Source organism: Rhizorhabdus wittichii (assembly GCF_017607425.1).
Lineage (GTDB): Bacteria > Pseudomonadota > Alphaproteobacteria > Sphingomonadales > Sphingomonadaceae > Rhizorhabdus > Rhizorhabdus wittichii.
The window spans coordinates 1,230,378-1,251,367 of the sequence record NZ_CP059319.1 but is presented as its reverse complement, the minus strand read 5'-3'; the positions used below and the strand labels follow the sequence as shown (position 1 = coordinate 1,251,367).

At 62.4% G+C, this 20,990-nt stretch carries 19 protein-coding genes and 1 pseudogene; 7 read left to right on the top strand and 13 right to left on the bottom strand.

The window, feature by feature from the left end; genetic code table 11:
* Positions 1 to 70 precede the first annotated feature (70 nt).
* Positions 71 to 1,324, top strand: coding sequence for a tyrosine-type recombinase/integrase (locus HRJ34_RS06075; protein WP_208633598.1), 1,254 nt, complete (start codon positions 71 to 73; stop codon positions 1,322 to 1,324).
* A gap of 54 nt (positions 1,325 to 1,378) precedes the next feature.
* Here the strand turns inward: HRJ34_RS06075 and HRJ34_RS06070 are convergent, their stop codons facing one another.
* The gene (locus tag HRJ34_RS06070; protein ID WP_208633597.1) at positions 1,379 to 2,035 is read right to left on the bottom strand and encodes a transglycosylase SLT domain-containing protein; all 657 of its coding nucleotides are present in this window, start codon (positions 2,033 to 2,035) and stop codon (positions 1,379 to 1,381) included.
* 124 nt (positions 2,036 to 2,159) lie between these two features.
* Between HRJ34_RS06070 and HRJ34_RS06065 the strand changes: the two genes are divergently transcribed.
* The 4 genes from HRJ34_RS06065 to HRJ34_RS06050 are packed head-to-tail and all read left to right on the top strand — an operon-like array spanning position 2,160 to position 8,572.
* Positions 2,160 to 3,089, top strand: coding sequence for a DUF7146 domain-containing protein (locus tag HRJ34_RS06065; RefSeq protein ID WP_208633596.1), 930 nt, complete (start codon positions 2,160 to 2,162; stop codon positions 3,087 to 3,089).
* Between the two features lie 40 nt (positions 3,090 to 3,129).
* The gene (locus HRJ34_RS06060) at positions 3,130 to 7,374 is read left to right on the top strand and encodes a strawberry notch-like NTP hydrolase domain-containing protein (protein ID WP_208633595.1); all 4,245 of its coding nucleotides are present in this window, start codon (positions 3,130 to 3,132) and stop codon (positions 7,372 to 7,374) included.
* Positions 7,375 to 7,427: 53 nt separating this feature from the next.
* The gene (locus HRJ34_RS06055; RefSeq protein WP_208633594.1) at positions 7,428 to 7,841 is read left to right on the top strand and encodes an MbcA/ParS/Xre antitoxin family protein; all 414 of its coding nucleotides are present in this window, start codon (positions 7,428 to 7,430) and stop codon (positions 7,839 to 7,841) included.
* Positions 7,838 to 8,572 (top strand): RES family NAD+ phosphorylase, encoded by a 735-nt coding sequence (locus tag HRJ34_RS06050; RefSeq protein ID WP_208633593.1) that lies wholly within the window; start codon positions 7,838 to 7,840, stop codon positions 8,570 to 8,572. Before HRJ34_RS06055 ends, HRJ34_RS06050 begins: the two co-directional genes overlap by 4 nt.
* 65 nt (positions 8,573 to 8,637) lie before the next feature.
* Here HRJ34_RS06050 and HRJ34_RS06045 read toward each other — a convergent pair whose 3' ends face one another.
* Entirely contained in the window at positions 8,638 to 9,150 is a 513-nt protein-coding gene (locus tag HRJ34_RS06045) for a DUF6933 domain-containing protein (protein ID WP_208633592.1), read from the bottom strand.
* A 253-nt stretch (positions 9,151 to 9,403) separates the two neighbouring features.
* On the opposite strand from HRJ34_RS06045, the gene HRJ34_RS06040 reads away from it, so the two are divergent.
* The gene (locus HRJ34_RS06040) at positions 9,404 to 10,216 is read left to right on the top strand and encodes an ATP-binding protein (RefSeq protein WP_208633591.1); all 813 of its coding nucleotides are present in this window, start codon (positions 9,404 to 9,406) and stop codon (positions 10,214 to 10,216) included.
* Here the strand turns inward: HRJ34_RS06040 and HRJ34_RS06035 are convergent.
* From HRJ34_RS06035 to HRJ34_RS06025, 3 genes are read right to left on the bottom strand one after another with little or no spacing between them, the layout of a single operon-like run.
* On the bottom strand, positions 10,163 to 11,356 hold the full coding sequence (locus tag HRJ34_RS06035) for a DUF4417 domain-containing protein (protein ID WP_208633590.1): 1,194 nt from the start codon (positions 11,354 to 11,356) through the stop codon (positions 10,163 to 10,165). The two genes, HRJ34_RS06040 and HRJ34_RS06035, sit on opposite strands and share 54 nt — an antisense overlap.
* Entirely contained in the window at positions 11,353 to 11,703 is a 351-nt protein-coding gene (locus tag HRJ34_RS06030) for a hypothetical protein (RefSeq protein WP_030540636.1), read from the bottom strand. The genes HRJ34_RS06035 and HRJ34_RS06030 overlap by 4 nt, the downstream gene beginning before the upstream one ends.
* Positions 11,703 to 12,269 (bottom strand): hypothetical protein, encoded by a 567-nt coding sequence (locus tag HRJ34_RS06025; RefSeq protein ID WP_208633589.1) that lies wholly within the window; start codon positions 12,267 to 12,269, stop codon positions 11,703 to 11,705. The genes HRJ34_RS06030 and HRJ34_RS06025 overlap by 1 nt, the downstream gene beginning before the upstream one ends.
* A 221-nt stretch (positions 12,270 to 12,490) precedes the next feature.
* Here HRJ34_RS06025 and HRJ34_RS06020 point away from each other — a divergent pair, with 221 nt between their 5' ends.
* Positions 12,491 to 13,516: a hypothetical protein gene (locus HRJ34_RS06020; protein WP_208633588.1), complete on the top strand. Its 1,026-nt coding sequence runs from the start codon at positions 12,491 to 12,493 to the stop codon at positions 13,514 to 13,516.
* On the opposite strand, the gene HRJ34_RS06015 is transcribed toward HRJ34_RS06020, so the two are convergent.
* The 8 genes and pseudogenes from HRJ34_RS06015 to HRJ34_RS05980 form a co-directional block, all read right to left on the bottom strand.
* A protein-coding gene (locus HRJ34_RS06015; RefSeq protein ID WP_150289884.1) for an IS3 family transposase occupies positions 13,513 to 14,882 on the bottom strand; the annotation gives its coding sequence in 2 pieces (ribosomal slippage) (positions 13,513 to 14,528 and positions 14,528 to 14,882; 1,371 coding nt in all). The genes HRJ34_RS06020 and HRJ34_RS06015 overlap by 4 nt on opposite strands.
* 81 nt (positions 14,883 to 14,963) lie before the next feature.
* Positions 14,964 to 15,602, bottom strand: a pseudogene (locus HRJ34_RS06010) (TraU family protein); the annotation flags it as partial.
* Positions 15,603 to 15,655: 53 nt separating this feature from the next.
* The gene (traW, locus tag HRJ34_RS06005; protein ID WP_208633587.1) at positions 15,656 to 16,303 is read right to left on the bottom strand and encodes a type-F conjugative transfer system protein TraW; all 648 of its coding nucleotides are present in this window, start codon (positions 16,301 to 16,303) and stop codon (positions 15,656 to 15,658) included.
* Positions 16,300 to 16,824 (bottom strand): S26 family signal peptidase, encoded by a 525-nt coding sequence (locus HRJ34_RS06000; RefSeq protein WP_208633586.1) that lies wholly within the window; start codon positions 16,822 to 16,824, stop codon positions 16,300 to 16,302. The genes traW and HRJ34_RS06000 overlap by 4 nt, the downstream gene beginning before the upstream one ends.
* Positions 16,811 to 17,218 (bottom strand): type-F conjugative transfer system protein TrbI, encoded by a 408-nt coding sequence (locus HRJ34_RS05995; RefSeq protein WP_208633585.1) that lies wholly within the window; start codon positions 17,216 to 17,218, stop codon positions 16,811 to 16,813. The genes HRJ34_RS06000 and HRJ34_RS05995 overlap by 14 nt, the downstream gene beginning before the upstream one ends.
* The gene (locus HRJ34_RS05990; protein WP_073974249.1) at positions 17,215 to 17,607 is read right to left on the bottom strand and encodes a hypothetical protein; all 393 of its coding nucleotides are present in this window, start codon (positions 17,605 to 17,607) and stop codon (positions 17,215 to 17,217) included. Before HRJ34_RS05990 ends, HRJ34_RS05995 begins: the two co-directional genes overlap by 4 nt.
* A gap of 29 nt (positions 17,608 to 17,636) precedes the next feature.
* Positions 17,637 to 20,180 (bottom strand): type IV secretion system protein TraC, encoded by a 2,544-nt coding sequence (gene traC, locus HRJ34_RS05985; RefSeq protein WP_208633584.1) that lies wholly within the window; start codon positions 20,178 to 20,180, stop codon positions 17,637 to 17,639.
* Positions 20,180 to 20,989 (bottom strand): conjugal transfer protein TraV, encoded by an 810-nt coding sequence (locus HRJ34_RS05980; RefSeq protein WP_208633583.1) that lies wholly within the window; start codon positions 20,987 to 20,989, stop codon positions 20,180 to 20,182. Before HRJ34_RS05980 ends, traC begins: the two co-directional genes overlap by 1 nt.
* Position 20,990 lies beyond the last annotated feature (1 nt).

Sequence of the window (20,990 nt, the reverse complement as noted above, 5' to 3'; positions counted from 1 at the left end):
GACGAAGCCCAAATCCTCCTTACATCACAACCTCAAATCTGTGCCATTGGCGCTGACGGCGGACACCCCCATGCCTCTGACGGAGACTCAAGCCAAGAATGCCAAGCCACGCGAGCGAGCGTACAAGCTTGCCGATAGCGAGGGCTTGTTCCTGCTCGTCCAGCCGAACGGCACGAAGCTTTGGCGGATGAAGTACCGAGTTGCAGGCAAGGAGAAGTTGCTGTCGTTTGGCGCTTATCCGGCGTTGGGGATCGCCGCCGCCCGGGACAAACGCAAAGCGGCCAAGGCGCTCCTTGCCGAGGGCAAGGATCCAATGAAGGCCAAGGGGGAGGTGATATCGGAGAACGGTGACACCTTCTACATGGTAGCGAAACGCTGGCACGAGAACCGCCAGTCGGCATTGAATCCAGCGCATGCCGAACGTGTCTGGTCACGAATGGAGCGGGACGTTTTCCCCTCCCTAGGACAGAAGCTGATCCACGAGATCACTGCCCCAGAGGTCCTGGACATGATCCGCAGGATTGAGACACGAGGCGCGCTCGATATCAGTCGGCGTGCCAAGCAAGGGGTAGGGCAGGTCTTTCAGTTCGCGATTGCTTGCGGGCTGGCATCCAGCGATCCCACTGCTCACCTCAGTGGCGCCCTCAAGCCTCGGCCGAGGGTGAAGCACATGAGCCGCCTTCCTTTGGTGGAGATACCTGCGTTCCTCGAAAAGCTGCGAGCCTACCAAGAGGAAGGTGACCGGCGCTCGGCGATCACCCGCGATGCAGTGCTATTCGCCTTGCTGACCTGGGTCAGGACAAAAGAGCTTCGACTGGCCGTCAAATCCGAATTTGAAAATATCGATGGTACAGAACCCGTTTGGCGGATTCCGGCTGCGCGCATGAAGATGGGGCGTGAACACCTTGTTCCACTTTCCGCTCAGGCCGCACTCCTTGCTAGGAAAATGGTATCGACGGCAACCGGTGATTACCTGTTTCCCGGCACCCACCCAGACAAGCCTTTGTCTGAAAACACGATGATCTATGCGCTTTACCGCCTTGGCTATCATAGTAGGCAGACCATCCATGGTTTTCGAGGCCTCGCCAGCACATGGGCGAACGAGCAGCTGGTTGAATTTGGCAAGCCAGCGATGTGGATCCGGAAGTACCATGAGGATTGGGTCGAGATGCAGCTCGCTCATTCAGAGAAGAATGATGTCAGGGGGGCTTACAACGCGGCGGAGTATCTCACGCCTCGCCGGCGAATGATGCAGGATTGGGCTGATTTCCTCGATGGGCGCAAGGTAGTCGATATCAAGAAGGGGCGAAAGCGCGCTGCGTGACGCCCGTCAGCAGAAGCATTCATTCCGATCAACTGCCACTCGATGCAGTTCGCACTAAAACTGCCAGCGCCGCAGGACGTCGCGGACATATCCGGGTGTTTCGCCATTGCGGGGAATGCCGCCTGCACGTTCGACTGCCCCTGGTCCCGCATTGTAGGCCGCCACGGCCAGGTGGACCACGCCAAACCTGTCGAGCATCTGCCGCAGATACCGAGCAGAGCCGAAGATGTTGGCCATAGGATCGAAGCGATTGAAGACCCCGAGTTCCTTTGCCGTTGCTGGCATTAGCTGCCCAAGACCTGCTGCGCCTGCTGGGCTGATGGCGAAGGGGTTGTATCGAGATTCTGTCCATACGAGTGCATCGAGCAGGCCGACGGGCAGTGCATACTTCGCTTCCGCTGCATAGACATGGGGCAGGTAGCTTGCTCGCCTAAAGCCGGATGGGCCAGGTTTGGCCTTGGGTTCGTATCTGTATGGCAGGTTGACCCGGCCATTTTGTGGCACAGTCAGAACAGGTGCCGGGCTGTCTTGGGTGGATCGCCAGAGCCCATGCTCGACCAACTGGAAGCCGTTCGATGCCTCAGCAATCCGAATGCCTTCGGAGTGGCTGGCGGGGACTTCGATTGTATCTGGCGTTGGCAACTCCTGGGCACTGGCGGGGATAGAAGAGGTGATCGCGATGCCTGCGATCGCGAGAGCTTTCATTGTCATTTCTCGATCCTTGGGTAGCCGAATCGAGTTGGAACATATAAAGAACAAAAGGCGTAGGAAAATGGTTTGGCGCGAGTGCAGAGCGGAGGCTGCACGGGGAGGGCATCTCAACCGGAGTAGGTCGATGCCCCCGTTAGATAATGCTCATCAACTCGAACGCCGAGCCCGGACCATCGTCGAAAGCCTTCAGGGTACATGGCGTCAGGGCAAAGGTATGTGCTGCTGCCCCGCTCACGACGATCGTAATCCGTCGCTTAGCGTGACCTTGGGGCGCAAAGCCATACTGTTTCATTGCTTTGCGGGATGTCCGAATGAGGATGTGATTGCGGCGCTGGATCGCCAGGGCGTTCGCAGCCGCGACCTTTTCAACGGCTCAGACGCCGGGAACATCGAACGGCAAGGTCATGGCGACTTCAGTCCCAATGCGCGGCGCTTGTGGCAATCGGCGACGGTGATCTCCGACAGCCCTGCCGCACAATACCTTGCGCAGCGCGGTCTTCTGCGCGGATCCGATCAACTCCGTTACCTGGCGCGCACGCCGCTCGGGCCGCGCGGCGCTGTCCAATTTCTCCCTGCGATGCTGGCCGCAGTAACGACCGACATTGGCATAATCGCGGTACACCGAACGTTTCTCGACTTGGCGAGCGGCAAGCTTGCCGGTTTCGAGCGGCCCAAGCGTGCGCTTGGCACCTTAGGTTGTGGTGCCATCAGACTAGCGCCGCCGGTGTTAGGGCATCTTGGACTTGCCGAAGGGATCGAGAGCGCCCTGTCAGCCACGCAGCTGTTCGGGGTCCCGTGCTGGGCAACGCTCGGGAACGAGCGCTTCGGCCTTGTTGCGATTCCAGAGAGCGTGCGTGAGCTCCATCTGTTCATCGACAATGATGCCGGAGGCGCTCTCGCGGAACAGCGAGCGCTGAAGGCTTACGCTGCGCCTAATCGTGTCATCCACTCACGAGCACCGGCCTCGCCCGGTTTTGACTGGAACGATGAGCTGAAGTCCCGGCTTGCCCGTAAACCTGATCCGTTGGGCAGAGGGGAGGGGGCCTTTGGCTGATTGAGGCCTGCCCGCCGCAGGACCTCGTCAGGAGGTTCCCATGTCCAATTCTTCCCTCGCCTTTGCATTCGATGAACCATCACCGCCCGCTGTTGCGACTGCGGCCCAGATCATGGTTTCAGAGCTCGCAGCAGGCCGCGCGCTGTCACGCAGCGACGTTACGCGTATCATGAGCGAGCACTTCGGGGGCAGCGATGCTCTCGGGCGTTGGTCGGTGCGTGACGCCCACGCAGCTCTAGAGCTGGCACAGGTTCAACACCTGCAAGCGTTCCATCAGATCCAGCTCTCAACCCCGATCGACGAGGCGGATCAGTTCTTCTGCTGCCTCGATGACCGAATTCCGACCCAGACCAATCGCAGCGACGAGCAGATCGAATGGCAGCAATTCGCAACGCCGCCGCGCCTCGCCTGGCTTGCCGCACGGGCCTGTGGGCTGATACCCGACGAGCTCGTGCTCGAACCTTCGGCCGGTACCGGCATGCTCGCAGTCTGGGCGACCAAAGCCGGTACGCGCCTTGCCTTGAACGAAATCTCGCCGCTGCGCCGCGACTGCCTGAAAGCTGTGTTCCCGGCTGCCCGCGTGACCGGACATGATGCCGAGTTGATCGACGAATTGCTCGATCCGGCCATCATCCCGAGCGTCGTGCTGGTGAACCCCCCGTATTCTCACGGGATCGAGCGGGGCCACGATGGCCGCACCGGGGCGAGGCATCTGCGATCTGCCTGGAACCGGCTTGCCCCCGGCGGCCGGCTTGTCGCGATCATGCCCGAATGGTTCGATTGCGCGCGGTTTCTGGCCGGGGTGAAGGGGCCGGTGTCGCCGCGGCTTAATGCCGCGGTCGAACGTGCCTTCATCAGGAACGGCACCGGGATCACCACGCGACTGTTGGTTCTCGACAAGGTAGAAAGCTCCAACGAGCCCGTCGCTATTCGCACTAACGAGTTCCGCCAGCTGGTCGATCTTGTCGATGCCCTGCCTGCTCGCGACAGCAGGCAGGCCGCAACCGAACAATCGAGCCTTCCAACTCGTTCGCCGTTCCGACTGGTAGCCGCGCCACGCAGACCGATCCCGGCCCTGGCAACGATCACTCGAGCTGCCTCAATGACCATCGGCGCGCTGACCTACGAGGCGCTCGCAACCCCTGCGCAGCTTGAGGCACAGGTCGGCCACTATCTGCCCTATCGCCCGAGCCGGATCGTGATCGATGGCGCGGCCGAGCATCCAACGCCGCTCGTCGAGTCCGTCGCCATGGGGTCGATCTCGGCACCCAAGCCGGACGCGGTGCCGCAGCTGCCCGACGGGCTTATCGCCAAGGGGTTGCTGTCTGCTGCCCAGGCAGAGACCCTGATCTACGCCGCCAGCGCTCACGCCCGCGATCTTCCCGGCCGGTTCGAGCCCGAGGACAAGGGCTGTTCGCTGAAGGCATCTGCGGAAGGCCAGACCTACCGGCAGGGCTATTTCCTCGGGGATGGCACTGGCGCTGGTAAGGGCCGTCAGGTTGCCAGTGTCATTCTCGATCGCTGGGTGCGTGGCGAACGCCGCCATATCTGGATTTCGAAGAACGAGGCGCTGCTCGAAGATGCCCGGCGCGACTGGGCCGCCCTTGGTGGTCTCCCAATTGACATCCAGCCGCTGGCGTCCTGGAAGCTGGGCACCCCCATCGCCATGCACGACGGGATACTCTTCGTGACCTACCCGACCCTGCGGTCGGGCCGAAGCGACGCAACCCGTCTCGACCAGATCCTCGCCTGGGCTGGTGAGGAATTCGACGGCGTGATCGTGTTCGACGAAGCGCACGCCATGGCCAACGCCGCTGGCGGCGAAGGATCGCGGGGCAAGGTCAAAGGATCGGAGCAAGGGATTGCCGGGGTGCGCCTGCAAAACCTCCTCCCCCGGGCAAGGGTGCTCTACGCCTCGGCCACGGGAGCGTCTGACGTCAACAACCTAGCCTATGCGACGCGCCTCGGGCTCTGGGGTCCGGAGACCGCGTTTGCCAATCGCGAGGCCTTCGTTGCCGACATTCGCGATGGCGGAATTGCAGCAATGGAACTGGTCGCGCGGGATCTCAAATCGCTCGGCATCTATACGGCCCGAGCACTCTCCTTCGCCGGTGTCGAGTATGAAATCCTCGAGCATTGCCTGAACGAGGATCAGATCGCGGTCTATGATGCCTATGCTGATGCCTGGGCGATCATCCACGCCAACCTGCGCGAAGCGCTGGAGGCCACACGGATCGTCGACAGCGAGACCGGGGGGACGCTCAACTCTGGTGCCAAGTCCGCAGCCCTGTCGATCTTCGAGGGAACCAAGCAGCGCTTCTTCGCGCAGCTGCTTCTGTCTATGAAGCTCCCCAGCCTGCTGCCCGCGATCGATACGGTGATCGCCGAGGGGCACGCTGTTGTTGTCCAGCTGGTTTCGACGGCAGAAGCCATGCTCCACCGCCGGCTTGCAGACCTATCGAACGAGGAACGCGAGGCTCTGGAGATCGACCTGTCTCCGCGGGAATATGTGATCGACTATCTCGCCAAGAGCTTTCCTGTCCGCCTGATGGCGGTGTTCACAGACGAAAACGGCAACCCTTGGTCCGAGCCGATGAGTGACGAGCAAGGCGCTCCCGTGTTGTGCCGCTCCGCGCTTGCAGCGCGCGACCGGATGATCGAGCAGCTCTGCGCCCTGCCGCCGATTGCTACTGCGCTCGATGCCATCATTGAGCGCTTCGGCGTTGACCAAGTGGCCGAAGTGACCGGTCGCACCCGTCGGCTCATCGTCGGCCGCGACGGTCGTCAGAAACTCCAATCCCGGTCGCCCCGCGCCAACGTCGCTGAGACCCAGGCGTTTATGGACGGTGCCAAGCGTATCCTGGTGTTCTCCGATGCCGGGGGCACCGGGCGTAGCTACCATGCCGATCTGGCCGCGAAGAACCAGGCTCGCCGCGTCCACTTCCTGCTCGAGCCGGGCTGGCGGGCTGACGCCGCAATCCAGGGGCTCGGCCGGACCAACCGCACCAATCAGGCATCGGCCCCGCTGTTCAGGCCAGTGACGACAGATGTGCGCGGCGAGCGCCGGTTCATCTCAACGATCGCGCGGCGCCTGGACAGTCTTGGTGCTCTTACGCGCGGGCAGCGCCAGACCGGCGGGCAGAACCTGTTCGATCCCGCTGACAATCTCGAAAGCATCTACGCCAAGGAGGCGCTCCATCGCTGGTTCGGCCTGTTGTTCACCGGCAAGCTCGAAGCGGTCAGCCTCGTGCGCTTTCAGGAGCTGACGGGCCTGCGGATCGAAGCACCCGACGGGTCGATGATCGATGACTTGCCTTCGATTCAGCGGTGGCTCAATCGCATCCTTGCGCTTTCCATAGCCCTGCAGAACGCGATCTTTGACGAGTTCATGGGGCTGGTTGAAGCGCGCATCGATGCCGCCCGGCAGGCTGGCACCCTTGATCTCGGCTTGGAGACCATCGCGGTTGAGGACTTCACGATCCTATCGGACACGCTGCTGCGCACAGATCCGGCATCGGGCGCGACCACCCATCTGCTGGAACTGGAAATCGCCAGAGCCTTGAAGCCGCTAACGTTGAAGCGGCTCGAGGAGATCCACGGCCTCACCGGGCAGCGGCAGCGACCGGTTCGGAACGCCCGTTCTGGTCGGGTCGCCCTGCTGGTCCCCGCTCGCAGTATTCTTGCCGATGACGGCACGCGCGTGACCCGCTTCGAATTGCTGCGTCCCCTCAAGCGCAGCCACATCACCGAAGATCAACTGGCGGAGAGCAGCTGGGAGGATGTCTCCCTCGACGATTTTCAAAATTCCTGGGCGACCGAGATCGAAGAAGCCCGTTCCAGCCACAAACGCGAGCGCCTCTATCTTGCGACGGGCCTCCTGCTTCCGGTCTGGGACAAGCTCCCTTCGGATTTCGTGAGGGTGAGCCGCATCTCGGCAGCAGATGGCCGTTCGCTCCTCGGCCGCGAGGTTCCCGCCCATTGTGTGCCCGAACTGTGCCGAGCGCTGGGTCTGGAACGCGAGCAAACGCTTTCCGCCGACGACATTGTCCAGACCGTCCGGGCAACGGGCAGGGCCATGGAGTTCGCGGGCCGCGAGCTGCTCATGGTCAAGCGCAGCCTGGTCAATGGCTCACAGCGACTTGAGCTTACGGGATGGAGTGCTGCTCGGCTCGACTGGTATAAGGCCCAAGGCTGCTTTACCGAGATCATCCGCTATCAGACCCGGCTCTTCGTGCCGATCGAGGGCGCTGCGAGCGTGATTGCTAGACTGGCATCATCGGCATAGTTCCTTGCCAAATGGCATTCTTCACCGTATATGATGCCATATGGAGAACTGCCATGCTGGCTCTGCAACCCGTTGATACTGCCGTTACCGCCTTCCGGCCCGATCCGATTACCCAGGACGAGGCAGCTGCCATGTTCCGGGCAGTCCTCAATCTGTTCGGCAAGTGGGAGTTGACCGACGAGCAGGCAGCAACTTTGCTCGACATGCCTGTTCGATCCTATCGGCGCTGGAAGGCGGAAGGCCCCGGGCGGGTTTCGCGCGATGGGCGTGCGCGCCTCTCCAACCTTATGGGCATCCACAAGGCGCTTCGGATCATCTTCTCGGAAGCGACGCGGGGATATTCCTGGATCGGGGCGGCCAACGACGCGTTTGGTGGAGTTAGTGCTCTCGACGTGATGCTCGGGGGTGAACTCACCGACATCATGCGGGTGCGTCGCTACCTCGACGCCGAGCGCGGTGGCTGGTGAGCGGAATAGCGGATATCCCCGTTTCCCGAGTTGAGTGGAAGGGCGCTGTCAGGATCATCCGCAGTGCCTTTCCACCGATCGACCTGTTCGAAGATATCGCCGATCCGGCCGACTGGCCGCTTTTGATCTCGGCAGAGCAGAAGACCAATCCCCGCATCATGGCGACGATTGGCAACCTCGACCTCGTGCCTGCTGACCGCCGCGTCGGCGGCGGCGGTGCTTCCTACCTCATGGCGCCATTCACCCACGTCAGCACCGACCGGCCAAGTCGTTTTACCGACGGCAGTTACGGTGTGCTCTATGTCGGGGATAGGTTCGAGACTGCGCTGTTCGAGACAATCCACCACCATGCCCGCTTCATGAAACGGACAAAGGAAATGCCTGGCTGGACCTCGCAGTTCCGAGAGATCGTCATGTCGGTCGACGCGGACTTGCATGATCTCCGAACTTTGGCGGGGAATCCGGATCCGGCGCTCGATCCTGACAGCTACACCGCCTCCCAAGCGCTGGCGCGGCACCTCAGGGGCTCGGGATCGGACGGGATTGCCTACCCGAGCATTCGGAATCCCGGTGGAGAATGCGTTGCGCTCTTCTACCCGGACCGCGCGTCAAATCCGCTCCAGGGACGACACCTCGACTATCACTGGAATGGGACGCGCGTCGATCTCGTACGTGATGCCGGCTCAGGGGCTGTGTTCCGCGTCATCGACTTGCCCATCGATCCTGTTTGAGCGCATGAGTTGGGTTTCCGGCCAAGTGCTGTAGGATCTCGGTGCGCACTGGGCAGCCAGCAGGATCATGCCTGCGCACCAGCCTTCACAAGTTCATGGAGGGCCTTGTCCGGCGAAATCGGTCCCTTGTACAGCGGGCTACACGGTGTCTCCGCTAGCTTGGCGGAAATCGCCCGAAGGTCGTCGTCATCGCCCTTTTCATAGGCATAGGCGGCCAACCAGAATTCGGCCTGCTTAACGAACTCATTGAGGATGCCCACAACACTCCGGTTTGCGGTCTTTGCATACTGGACCTTGTCCATGCGCCAGACTTCCTGGGCGATGAATTCGGGTGGGACTCCGTGCTCTTTCAAGACGAGCGCTAGCTGGCTAGCAAATCTTTGAGCAAGCGTCGCGACTGGAGCCAGCGGCATGAGCACGGGGAGCAGCGTGCGCTCTGAAACCAATAACGCCGCTTGCGGCTTCCAGAACAGGACAGTGGCATACCAGTTGCCCGGCGCGGTGTCGCTTTGCCCAGGCGCAACGATTTCCGGTTTGATCCGATCGAGTAACTTCTTGGTGCAATGGAGACGAAACATGGCGGCCCACGATAATGTTCGGTGTCCAGCGCGTCTACCGAAGCTGCCTGCCTCGCTGCTGGAATGACGAGAACCGCAGCACACATCGTCGAAGACAGGGGAGTTATGCGGGGTGTCAGAGCTAACAAGCCTGAAGACATTTGTGACCAAGCTCGCCGGGCACATCGCTGCTGAGGCAGCCCGATCATAATCCCCGAGCTGTGCTCAACCCATAGAATTGTAGGCGTAGGCCAAGTCCTTGTGGTATTGAGCAATGATGCATACTTTGCAGGCACAGTTCTCGGATGTAGATGACCTTCTCAGAGAAGCGATGCATGGTCATTTGCATGGCCGCGGCTCCTTTCTGATAAAAAAATCAGGACGTATTGGGCCACTTGTCGAGTTACTCGCCGCTGCCCAGCAATTTCCGGCCGAGTATGCATCCGTTTCTTTTGCGGGGTCATTTGCCCCGAAAGTTCGCGATGCTTGGGAAACGGGCCAGCCGTTCGGCGGCGGCTTCAGCGACCAAGCTGGGGCGTTTCCATTGCCGTTAGAGAATCCTGTAGAGACCCGTGATCCGGTTTGGGAGCAATGGCTCCTCCACGTAGAAAATGCTGCCAAAAATAGAGGCTTTCCTTCCGGGCTCGTCGCATCGCTGGTAGGGGCATTGGGTGAGATGCAGGACAATGTCTATGAGCATAGCGGCGCGGCCCAAACAGGGCTGGTCGCCTATGCAGTTACGGATCGCACCTTCGAGTTTGTGGTGGCGGATCGCGGCATGGGTGTGCTGGAGACGCTGCGGCAAAACCCTGATTACGCGCATCTGCCGGACGCAGGTGCGGCGCTGACGGAGGCGATCCGACCTGGGGTTTCGCGGTTCCCTGCTTCCAGCGGACGGGGCCAGGGATTTATCCAGCTTTGCAGGTCAATGGTGACAGACCGGGTCGAGCTTCGCTTCCGCTCTGGTGATCATGCGCTCACGCTATGCCCAACAAATGATCCCCTTAACGGGCACCAGCGGCTCAGCCATACTTCAGCCCTCGCGGGCCTGACGATCAGCGCGATTTGGCGCGCGGAAACCCCGTGAAGCGGCGTCGCGCCGTCGTTCTGCGTGGGTGCGCTCCAAGATAATGTGGTGACTGTGAAGCGCTGCGACGTTCTGTTGCAGCAAGGCGTCGATTGGGGCACCGCGCGGCGTTGGGCGCTTGCGCCACACCAATTTCCCGTCGGGGCGGAATTGCGCTTCCTGGCGGCAGCGGGTCTTGGTGAAGGCGTCGGTATCGATCATCGTCACCGCTGCAAAAGCTGCACGCAGTGGTTCCAGTGCCCGCATGCCGCCACGCACCACCAAGCCCAGCGGCTGGGGTACGCGGGCGGCAAGCGCGGTGAGCTGCGCCACATGCCAATCGAGCCGTTCGCCACGGCCCGTACCGGTCGCGAACTCGAAGGCCAGGCATTGAATTTCCGGGCGTTCGGCGATCAGCTCGGCCCAGCGCTCGTAATCCCGTTCGGTGCGCGCGTTGACATGCAGCGCGGTCGGAAGCCCTGCCTGCATCATCTCAACGGCAGCCAGCAGGATGCGTTTCATGGCATGCATGTTGTCAGTGCGGGGCACGTCGGTCAGCACGCTGTAATTGGGTGGCGTGATCAGCGCGATGTCGAATGCCGCCAGCTGCTCCAGCATGGCAACCCTGTCTGTTGCCGCCCAATAGCGCTCAATCCTGCGGTCGCGTGCTACCCCTGAAATCACCAGTCGGGCGTTCGGATCGATGCCGAACTTCTGACTCAACGCATCCCTGTCGGGATAGCGCAGCTTGCCCGCATTGATGTCCAAAAGCGCATGGAGCGGCAGCGCGACAATCGGAGAGTTGAGCGTGCCGACGCGCGCCGTCGAATGCTCGATCAACGGAACCATGGACGGCAGTGCCTCAACGGGGACGATTGGGGCGCTGGGCGCGTTCTTGAGGTCCAGGCCATTGACCTCCCGCAGGCGTTCCACAAACTGTTTGGGGTTGCCCCGGCAGATTAAATCGCATGTCGCCTTGTCATCGCAGCGGCAATAGTCGCCACAGTCGAAGAAGCTGGCGCTGTTGTGTGCACCACCACAGATGGGCCGATCAACGCAGCTTGCGCAGCCCAATGAACAGGGCATGGTGGCAGCGTCGTCCCACAAGCGCTGCGAGTTGCGCACGATGCGGGGCAGCGAATTATTGTTGGCATTCTTCATTGCAAACGAAGCTCCACGCTGTTGCCGAACAGGCTGACCCGTTCAACGATCCCGAGTGCGACGCCGCCGCAGTCGGTAATGGTTGTGCGCATGTCGGACGGCAGGCCGTTGACGGCACCGATGCGGCTTTGCCCCCGGCACACCATGGCGTTGCCGGACCCACACTGTACGACCAGCTCGTCGCCCGCCCGCACGCTCATGCCGGGGTCGATGTCCGCTGTAATGGTCCGCTGTTGTGACCCGAACCGGACATCGAACAGGCCCGGCTGCTTGAGGCGGTCCACGCCCTTGTTCCAGCGCTTGCGCCAGGGCTGGCCAGACTGTTCGCGGATGAAGTCAGCACCCATTACGCGGTCTCCATCACCGGGCTGAACAGCTTGGTTTTGCCGTGCCGCACTTCCTTCAGCATGCCCTTGGCGGACAACGTCGCCAGCCGGTTGTTCCATGCAGTCGTGCCGATCTTGTCATCGGGGCGGAGCTTGGCCAGCTCGGGCGCAGAAATCGGATGGTGCTGGGCAATCAGTTGGATGGTGCTCATCTGCCCTGCGTCGAGCTCCCCAAGGATGCGGGGGCCAGTGGCCGCGCCATCGGCATCAAGGGCACATGCCCAAATGGCGTCGTTGCGCCCCCGAAGGTAGGTCGCAAGCTCTTCTTCGATAGTCGCATTGGCATTGGCGACTACTGGGTAGATCATGCCAGCAGCGTTGCGGCAGAAGTCGCGGAAGCCCATGACGGCTTCGCGAAGGAACGAACCCGTCGCGATGTCCACCTCCGCGAAATCGAGGAAGGCAAGGGTCGGCTCGGCCACCGGCTTCGTCTTCTCGATCAACTGGGCGAGCATCTGCCGCCCCATGGCGCTACCGGCCAGCGTTGTGCTGCCGGTTGGGTTGGTCAGCATCGGGTATCGAATCATTTCACAATCCTCACTAATGAAAGTGAGATAAGTGAGGGGGGCCGGTTCGTCAAGGTTCGTGGGCCAACCTTCGCCGATGTTGAGGACAATCCGGGTAGCCGCCTGCAAAGGCGACATTTAGGGCCGCTGGTCCCGGCGTCGGAAGCTGCCGGTCGTTCACCGATGCTGTTCGGCGGCCGAATGCCGATTGATCAGGAAGGAAATTCCGATCACGAAGGGACATGCCTGAGATCACCATTTACGTTCCTGATTTCGCCTCAATGGAAGACGACGCGGTTCGCCAACATCCACTGACCAAGCATAGCGATGGTAGGTGGAGTTCCTTGTCGCAGTTGTTGAAAACCGACTTTGAAACTGAGCGAATGAGCCTCAATGAAACATGGGCAATGACTTCGCTTGCGTGGCGTTGCCCGGCGTGCGGCAGAAAAAAGATCGACAGTGCTAGGAAGACCGAAAGCGGCGTCATCCTGTGCCAGCTCGAACGTCATCACGATCATTTGGGCGATCTCGCCGCCCGCATTCTGCGGGAGACCGCGTGGTTAGACAACACGGACCCCCTCTACACGCAGCGCAAACGCGCTTGCGCTTCGGTTCTGCCCTTGGTCGAGCGCTTCGCAGAGACACTGGTTTGCATGGATTGCAATGCGGCTGACGCAGCGATGAAGAAGGATCTCGGTGGTCGTGTCCACCGCGACTTTAGCTTTAGCCCCGGCGAGATTGGCGCATTTGTCGATGCCCGTCCCAACCGTCCCCACGAACTCAATTTCGCAAAGGGGTTGGAGAATTGGGCGAAGGCCGACGCGGACTTCCAGCAGCGCCTCGTTTTTGTCGAGCAAATAGCGGGTCGATTGACCCTCGGCTTGCACGACCGTGAACAATACAATGATTCATACAACTTGGCCGGCGACCAGGACGCCCGTATGTTTCTGAGTCTCGCGACGGACCAGCTTGGTGCCAGAGGCAGGTTGCCACCATTGTGGGAAGCGTTACGCGCAAGGTCATGTGCCAGCGACGGCCATAAGTCGGCACAGACAAAAGCAACTGCTTCGCGCGTTCGGACCCCGACACCGAAGGAGTTCACCGAATATGATCGCTCCATGCAAAAGCCCGGACCGTGGAGCAAGACCGCTGCGGACTGGCGCTGCGCCTGCTGCTCGCGATTAAAACAGTGTCCGTCGTCGGGACATTTGGCGCAGATGGTTGCGCAGAGAAGAGGAGATCGGGCCTCGTCTGGGGTTGATGTTTAGGCGGCGAGCTTGCGGTGAAGCAAGCGTCGCTGTTCGATGGTCTTTCGCTTGATGCGTTTCCTCCGTTCGATAATGGCGGCGGCCCTGCCGAAATAGGCGTCGGCCGGTGTCACGTTGTCGAGGCTCTCGTGATAGCGGCGATGGTTATAATGCTCGACGAAGGCCTCGACCTGCCGTTCGAGATCGCCAGGCAGGAAGTAGTGCTCCAGCAGGATGCGGTTTTTCAGGGTCTGGTGCCAGCGCTCGATCTTGCCCTGGGTCTGGGGATGTAGCGGAGCGCCGCGAACATGGCTCATGTCATGGGCTTTGATCCAGTCGGCGAGTTCGCCGGCGATGTAGCTCGGTCCGTTGTCGCTGAGCAGCTTTGGTTTGTGCCTGACGGTGGCGTGGTCGCAGCCTGAGGCTTCGAGCGCGAGTTGCAGCGTGTCGGTCACGTCCTCGGCCCGCATCGTGGTGCACAGCTTCCAGGCGATGATGTAGCGCGAGAAATCGTCGAGCACGGTGGAGAGGTACATCCATCCCCAGCCGATGATCTTGAAGTAGGTGAAATCGGTCTGCCACATCTCGTTCGGGCGGCTGGTCTTGCGATGGAACTCGTCGGCCGCCTTGACCACGACGAAGGCCGGGCTGGTGATCAGGTCATGCGCCTTGAGCAGGCGGTAGACCGTTGATTCCGAGACGAAATAGTCCTTCTCATCGGTGAAGCGCACCGCCAGTTCGCGGGGCGACAGATCGGACTGCTCCAGTGCCATCTCGACGATCTGGTCCTGAATGGCGCCGGGGAGGCGGTTCCAGACCCGGCTCGGCGCGGAAGGACGATCCTCCAGCGCCTCGGGGCCGCCTTCGAGATAGCGATCATACCATCGGTAGAAGGTCCGCCGCGCGACGCCCAACTGGTCGAGGGTCCGCTTCGCCGGCAGGTGCGACTGCTCGACGATGCGGATGATCTCCAGCTTCTCGGATCCCGGATACCTCATTCGGGGTCTCCCCCATCCGCGATCATGCTTTTTTTCAGCAGCCGGTTTTCGAGCGTGAGGTCGGCGACGGCCTCCTTCAGGGCACGCGCCTCACGGCGCAGATCCTGTACCTCGCCGCTCGTCGCGGCACGGGCGGTGTCGCCCGCCAGCCGACGCTTCCCGGCCTCCATGAACTCCTTTGACCAAGTATAATACAAGCCCTGGGCAATGCCCTCCTTGCGGCACAGCTCCGCGATGCTGTCATCGCCGCGCAAGCCCTCCAGAACCACGCGGATCTTGTCCTCCGCCGAGAAATGCCGGCGTGTCGCGCGCCGGATATCCTTCACCACCTGTTCGGCCGACGCCTTGGGTTTGCGGGCCGATTTTACGCTTGAGGATTTGGGCTTCATCTTCGTTCCTTCGTCACTACGACGAAGCCCAAATCCTCCTTACATCACAACCTCAAATCTGTGCCATTGGCGCTGACGGCGGACAGTCCCTTGGCAGCCCGCGCACCAGAAAAGCTCATCGGTCGGCAGCTTGGCCGTTGCCGCCACGCAGTCCGCTGCACAGGCGGCAAGCGCCAAGGGATTGGCGAAGAGGACCGCCTCAGGATTGATGATCGCGGTGAGCTCGCTGTCCTGCCAGAGCGGATCGATCTCGGTGATGTAGAGGATATCGATCGAGCCGGACTCGAGGCACAGGAAGTCGGCAACAATCTCCATCCAGTAGATCAGCGGATAGGCATACCAGTGGACATGCCACTGCGAGTTGTACTGCGTGGCGCCGCCGACCGCCGATGGCCCCGCCATCGACTTGAAGCCGATGTCGAACCCAGGATCGAGCTTCATCCCGCCCAGATTGACAAAGCACCACGGCTTCATGCTGACATCGGCGAGCCGCACCGGCTCCCAGAACCCCATCGCGATGCCCGGCCGCAAACCGCAAAGGCAAACGGGGAGAGCCGGGTTGCTCGTATCGGGACGGCTCGACGGCCAGATCTTCAGGCCACCGATCGAGATCGGAAACAGGCACGACCAGCAGATGTCCGTGATCGGATTGACGAACTTGCCAGTGCAGCGCCCGGGGCCGGCCGCAGCCTGGGCAGGGGCACTGGACACGACGCTCATGCTGGTGAGCAGAAGTGCTCCGCAAAGCCATGATAGAAGGCGATGTTTCTTGCTCATGACGGCGAACGCTCCTTGAGAGGCACGGGCTGTTCGGTGATGAGGAGCGCGCGGCCTTGCTGCTCGATGGTTGCGGGCACCGCGCGAATGCCGAAGTGCTTCACGAGGCTGCCGCCCTGATCGAAGTAGAAGCGCCGCTGGCGGGCCTTCATGAGTTCGAGCGGCGCGCCCCGCACGAGGATGAGCTTCGCCTTTGTGCTGGCATAGCGGCGGGTGGCCCAGGCTAGCTGTGCCGGGTCGTCCCCATCGAGAAAGACGAGGGGAGCCCGGAGCGGCACGGTATCGAGCGGATTGACTTGGCGGCCTGCGGCAATGATGACGCGGCCTTTGTCGTCGGCAATGTCGCGCTCGACGGTGATCGTCGGATCGAAGCGCCAGCTGCGCAGTGCCGAGGCGAGGGTAACGCCCGCGACCGGCTCTGGCCGGTTGACCCGGGCGATTGTCCGCCGCTTCAGCTCTTCGTTGAGACGGGCCGTTTCGCCGGTCTTCTCAAGCTGGGTGAGCCTGGCATGGATCTGCTGAAGCAGGTCCGGTTCGATGACCGGCCATACCGCGCCGTGCTGGCCGTAATCGCGAGCCATTGCCTGTGGTGCGATGGCCAGCGCCAGCGCAGTGGCGCATACGGGCAAAGTGAGGAGCCTCACAGGATTGGCCTCCCGACCCCGAGTATGCGCGGTCCACAGATCCAACCGATCGCGGCATAGCGACTGTCGAAGCCATCCTTGTGTTCGCTGGTGACGAAATAGCAGCCTTGCGGCACGCGCCCCGTAGGTCCAAGCGCCAGCGGTTCGCCGAAGCGGCTCTCAAGCTTGGCTTTGGCCACGGCCTGCCCGTTGACGAAGTAGATGCGGTTTTGCTCGGTGATGATGTCGCCCGGAACACCGCTCACCCGCTTGCCGAACGGCTTGGGCTTCGCCCCGAAATGTTTGGATAACAAAGGCGAGGTGGGCGGGTCGAACAGGATGATGTCCCCGCGGTGCACGGGTGCTCCCCGGGTGACCCAGATGGCCCAGTAGGGCAGGCTGGGACTCACGTTGATCATGAATGCATGGCCCTGCGCAAAGGCGGCAAGTGAGGAGAGGGCCAGCGCCCCAGCACCGAGCCCGCCCCAAAGCACGAGTCGGCGCGCAGACGCCGAGCGGATCAGGCGATCAGCGGGCTGCATTGGGAATGGCTCCCATGCGGCGCACGACGTCGGCACGCACAGACCCGGTCAGGTCCGGCGTGCTCCCGGCGACCACTGCCTCCGCGACCAGAACTGTCCGGCCTTCGCGGCCGAGCTTCTGCACAGAGGCTTCCACGGCCTTGAGGTAGGCCTGGACGCGCAGTCTGGTTTCTTCCGGCGGCCGACCGGCACGTGCTTCGGCTTCGATGAAGTCGCCCATGATCTGGCTCAGCTGGACCGTGACGACCTCGCGTTTTTCCAGGGTGAGCAGCTTGTCCGTCGCCCAGACACCCCACAGCACCTGACCGATCATGCCGGTGCCGACCACGACAGCGGTGAGATTGATCGATGCAAGCCGCCCGCGCAGGCCCAATGTTGCCAGAATGTTCTTCACAGCTTTTCTCCCGAGAGTTCGCGGTCGAGGTCGCGGATGAAGCGCGGCATGCGCCACACGACGACGAGCGTCGCGAGACCGATCAGAACGAACTTGCACTGGCCGAGGAAGGTCACGCGCCGTGCGAGGTCGGCCGCCAGGAAGCGGTCACCGAGATTGGCGACATGGGCGAAGAAGGCATCGGGATTGCCGCCCGACAACAGCAGGAAGAACAGCAGCGGCAGGCCCAGCGCCATCAGGTAGGATGAGCCGAGAAACAGGCAGCCGCGAAGCAGAATGTAGCAGCCATCGGCCATGCGCGAGCGCAAGGTCTGGACTGGCTGGCTGACGGGCTGTTCGTCTTCGGACGGGTCGGTCCGGTCGAAGGGGGTGACGAGGTGGAGAGGCATGGAGATAGGGATCCTTTGGTGATGGGGTGTCAGCGGTTGGGATGAGCGATGCGCTCGATGGCATCGGCGAGCTGGTGCCCGCGCGTGATCTCGGCATCGATGGCGGCGAAGGTCTGGGGCGAACTCGAGAAGAGCGTTGCCGAATAGTCATCGAGCACGAGCCGCCCGATCGCCTCGGTCTCCGGCCCCTTGATGAACACCTCGGAATAGTCGCTCCCGGAGCGCTTGAGACTGCGGATCAGCGTCTCGGTGCGATCGTCCATATCGAGGCGCTTGCTTGCCTTGAAATCGGCGATCGTCTCCGGCTTTTGCTGAAGGATCAGCATCCAGTCGCTGTTCTCGAGCGCCGCCGTCGCCCCGTCGGACTTGTAATAGTCGTTGAGCGACTGCGTAGCTGTCGCAAGCGCGCCGCCATATTTGCGACAGGTGCGGGCGTAGGTTTCGACGAATTCGCCCATCGAACCGCCCTTGAGCATCGACCAGGCTTCATCGATCAGCAGAAGCTTGCGCAGCGACCTTGGGCTTCGCGTCATGGCCTGGCTGGTCATGAACATAATGGCTGAGAGCACCACGCTGCGCAGATCCTCCCGGCTCGCGAGGTCGGACATCTCGAAGACCGTGAAGTCTGCATCGAGGTCGAGGCTTGCCTGGCCTTCGAAGAAGGCGCCGTAAGTTCCGCCCGCCATGTAGGGAGCAAGCGCGGTTGCGATGTCAGCTGCAGTGTCATGGCCGAGACTGGCCAGCATTTCCCCGACGGTCGTGACCGTGGCAGCCGCGCCGTGCTGCGCCCAGACGAGGTTGACCGCCCGGTCGATCAATCCGCGCTCGGTATCGGTCAGCTTCGCGTTGTGGCGAGCCATTTGCCCGACGATGGCCTTGATCATCCCGAAGCAGTCGAGGCGGTAGTCCTCGTCCTCGGCGGCGCGGGTCGCATCGATCATCGAGAACGGGTTGAGGCAGAAGCCCGCTTTCATCGTGAACTCGACAAAGCGGCCGCCCTGCAGCTTGACCGAGTGCTCGAAGCTGCGGCCATCGTCGATCACGACAACCTGCGCGCCGGCGCCGCGCAGCGCGGCGCACATCTCCTGGAGCAGCACCGACTTGCCCGATCCCGACTTGCCGCAAATCGCGACATTGTGGTTGCCGGCCTCGTTCTCGAACGGGGACCAGAAGAAGGGCTGGCCGCGCCGCCCGACGAACAGCAGGTGGGGGTGGGCGCTGCCAAGGTACTCGCCCTGCATGGGCGCGATATTGGCTGCTGTCGTCGATAGCACGGTCTTGAACCGCTTCAGCCGTTCCATGTCGGCGCCGAGCCCGTCAGCCAGGGTGAGTGGCATAGCGGCGAGGAATCCCTGGATCTGGAGGTAGCGCTCGTCGGTGAGGTCCCAGCCCGCCGCCTTGTAGATCGACTTGATCGCGCGTTCATGGCGGTCACCCTGGCCCAGCGGCGAATAGGCCGTCACACCGTAGAAGACCCGCACGAGACGGCGGCCTTCCTGAAGCTCGGCCTGCACATGTTGCCACTCGGCGGCCTGTTCTCCGATCCGCGGCAGGAACCGGGCGCTGCGGGTCCCGGCGAGGCTGGTTGTCCGCATGAACTTGAATCCGGCCTTCGCCGATGCAGCCTCCTGGTCCGGATAGACGAGACACAGCATGGTGGCGGCCGGACAGGGGAAGCGCAGCTTGTCGGTGAACAGGTCGCCGATCAGCCGCGCGCATTCCCACGGGGCCCAGCGCGATGGCATGTTGCGTACGGCAAAATGCCGGACATCGAAGGCATCGGGATAGACGGTCCCGATCTCGGGCACGCCGTCATTGACCTTGCCAGTGGGGCGGAAACGCTCGGTCACGAGCCGCATGCGGTCTTCAGCTACCACCAGTTCGATGTCGTGGCGGATCGCCTGGGAGGCGATCGAATCGTTCGGGTTGTAGGGCACCGCATCGTCCTGCGGGGCGGTGGTGGGCGAAGTCAGATCATCGACGACAGCGATGAGCGCTTCCGGCCCGACTTCGACCACGCCGAGATTGAGCGACTTGAGCATCGCCACCAGGCCATCGCGGGTCTGCTTGAGATCCTCATTGCTGACCGACTTGGACGTCGGCACCCCGACCGAGACGATGACCTGGTGATGCCGCGCATGGAAGGGCGCGTCCGGCGAGCCGGACTCCCAGACGAGCGAATAGAGCCGCCGCGCCCGGTGCCGGGCAATCGCCTCGTACACCCCGCCCTGAATGTACCGTGGGGCGAACCACGGGGCGATGATCCTGCTGATGCGCGGGCTTGCAAGGTGGAGCACCTGCAGGCAGGCGCCCGCTGGCAGGCCTTCGGAGAAGAACTGACCGAGGATTTCCCCGGTGCGCTCGTCGGCTCCGATCAGCGGCGTAACCGAAAGGACAAAGCCCTTCGAGCGTGCGTTGAAGTACAGGCGGGTTGCCGGATCGTAGACCCGGTAGGGGAGCCAGTCGGAAAGCATGTCGACCATGAGCTGCGGGCGGGCTTTGTCGGCGTGCTCGGCATCACCCAGCAATCCGCTGAGCAGCCGATCGACGACGGTCTTGAGTTGTTCGGCCATCACTTGGGCTCCTTGGGCTGCGAGGTGCTGACGATCGGCTGTTCGCCGGTTCTGACTGCCGGGCGGATTGCAGCTTTCGCGGCTTCAATCGCCGCTGCGGTCGGGAACACCGGAGCGCTCTGCCCCGCCTCAGGCCGAGGGGCTCGATCACGCGGGGGAGGCGACGTGTCGAACCCCTCGACCGCCGGTGCCTTGGCACCGGCAACGGCCTCGCGCGCCGTGGAGGGGAGGACCAGCGGCGAGGCATCTGAAGTTTCGTTGAAGGGACTGGGGGCATCGGCGCCCGAGATGCCGCCAGCCTGACCCGCGTCGTCGCGTGCAGACGAGAAGGGCGACGCCTCATCAGGTGCGTTCGGGTCTCCCTCCGCGCCGTCCAGCGCAGGGGCTCTCTGAGCGGCTTTCAGCTGCCGACGGACCTGGCGCATCATGGATCCGCCCTGGTCCTCACCCGCCTTGCGGCGCAGCTCGGTGGCCCAACGCGGATTTTCGACGACGGTCCAGGCGACCGCTTCGTCGTGCAGCGTTCCTGCTTCATCGACATGAGCGGGGAAGACGACGCGCAAGGTGCGTTCTGCTGTGCGGCTGGTGTCGGCATCCACGACGCCTGACCTCTGCCGCGCGTCAGCATGGAGCAGCGTGCCGTTCGACAGATTGTCCGTCGCCTTGGCATCGATGACGTGAGCCGGTGCGCAGTCGCCCTTCGGCGCGCGGCAGGTGAAATCGCCCTCGACGTTGGTGCCGAACGTGGCGCAGCCACTGGCAAGACCGGCCAGACAGGCGCAGGCAAGGTGACGTGTCGGAAAACGCATG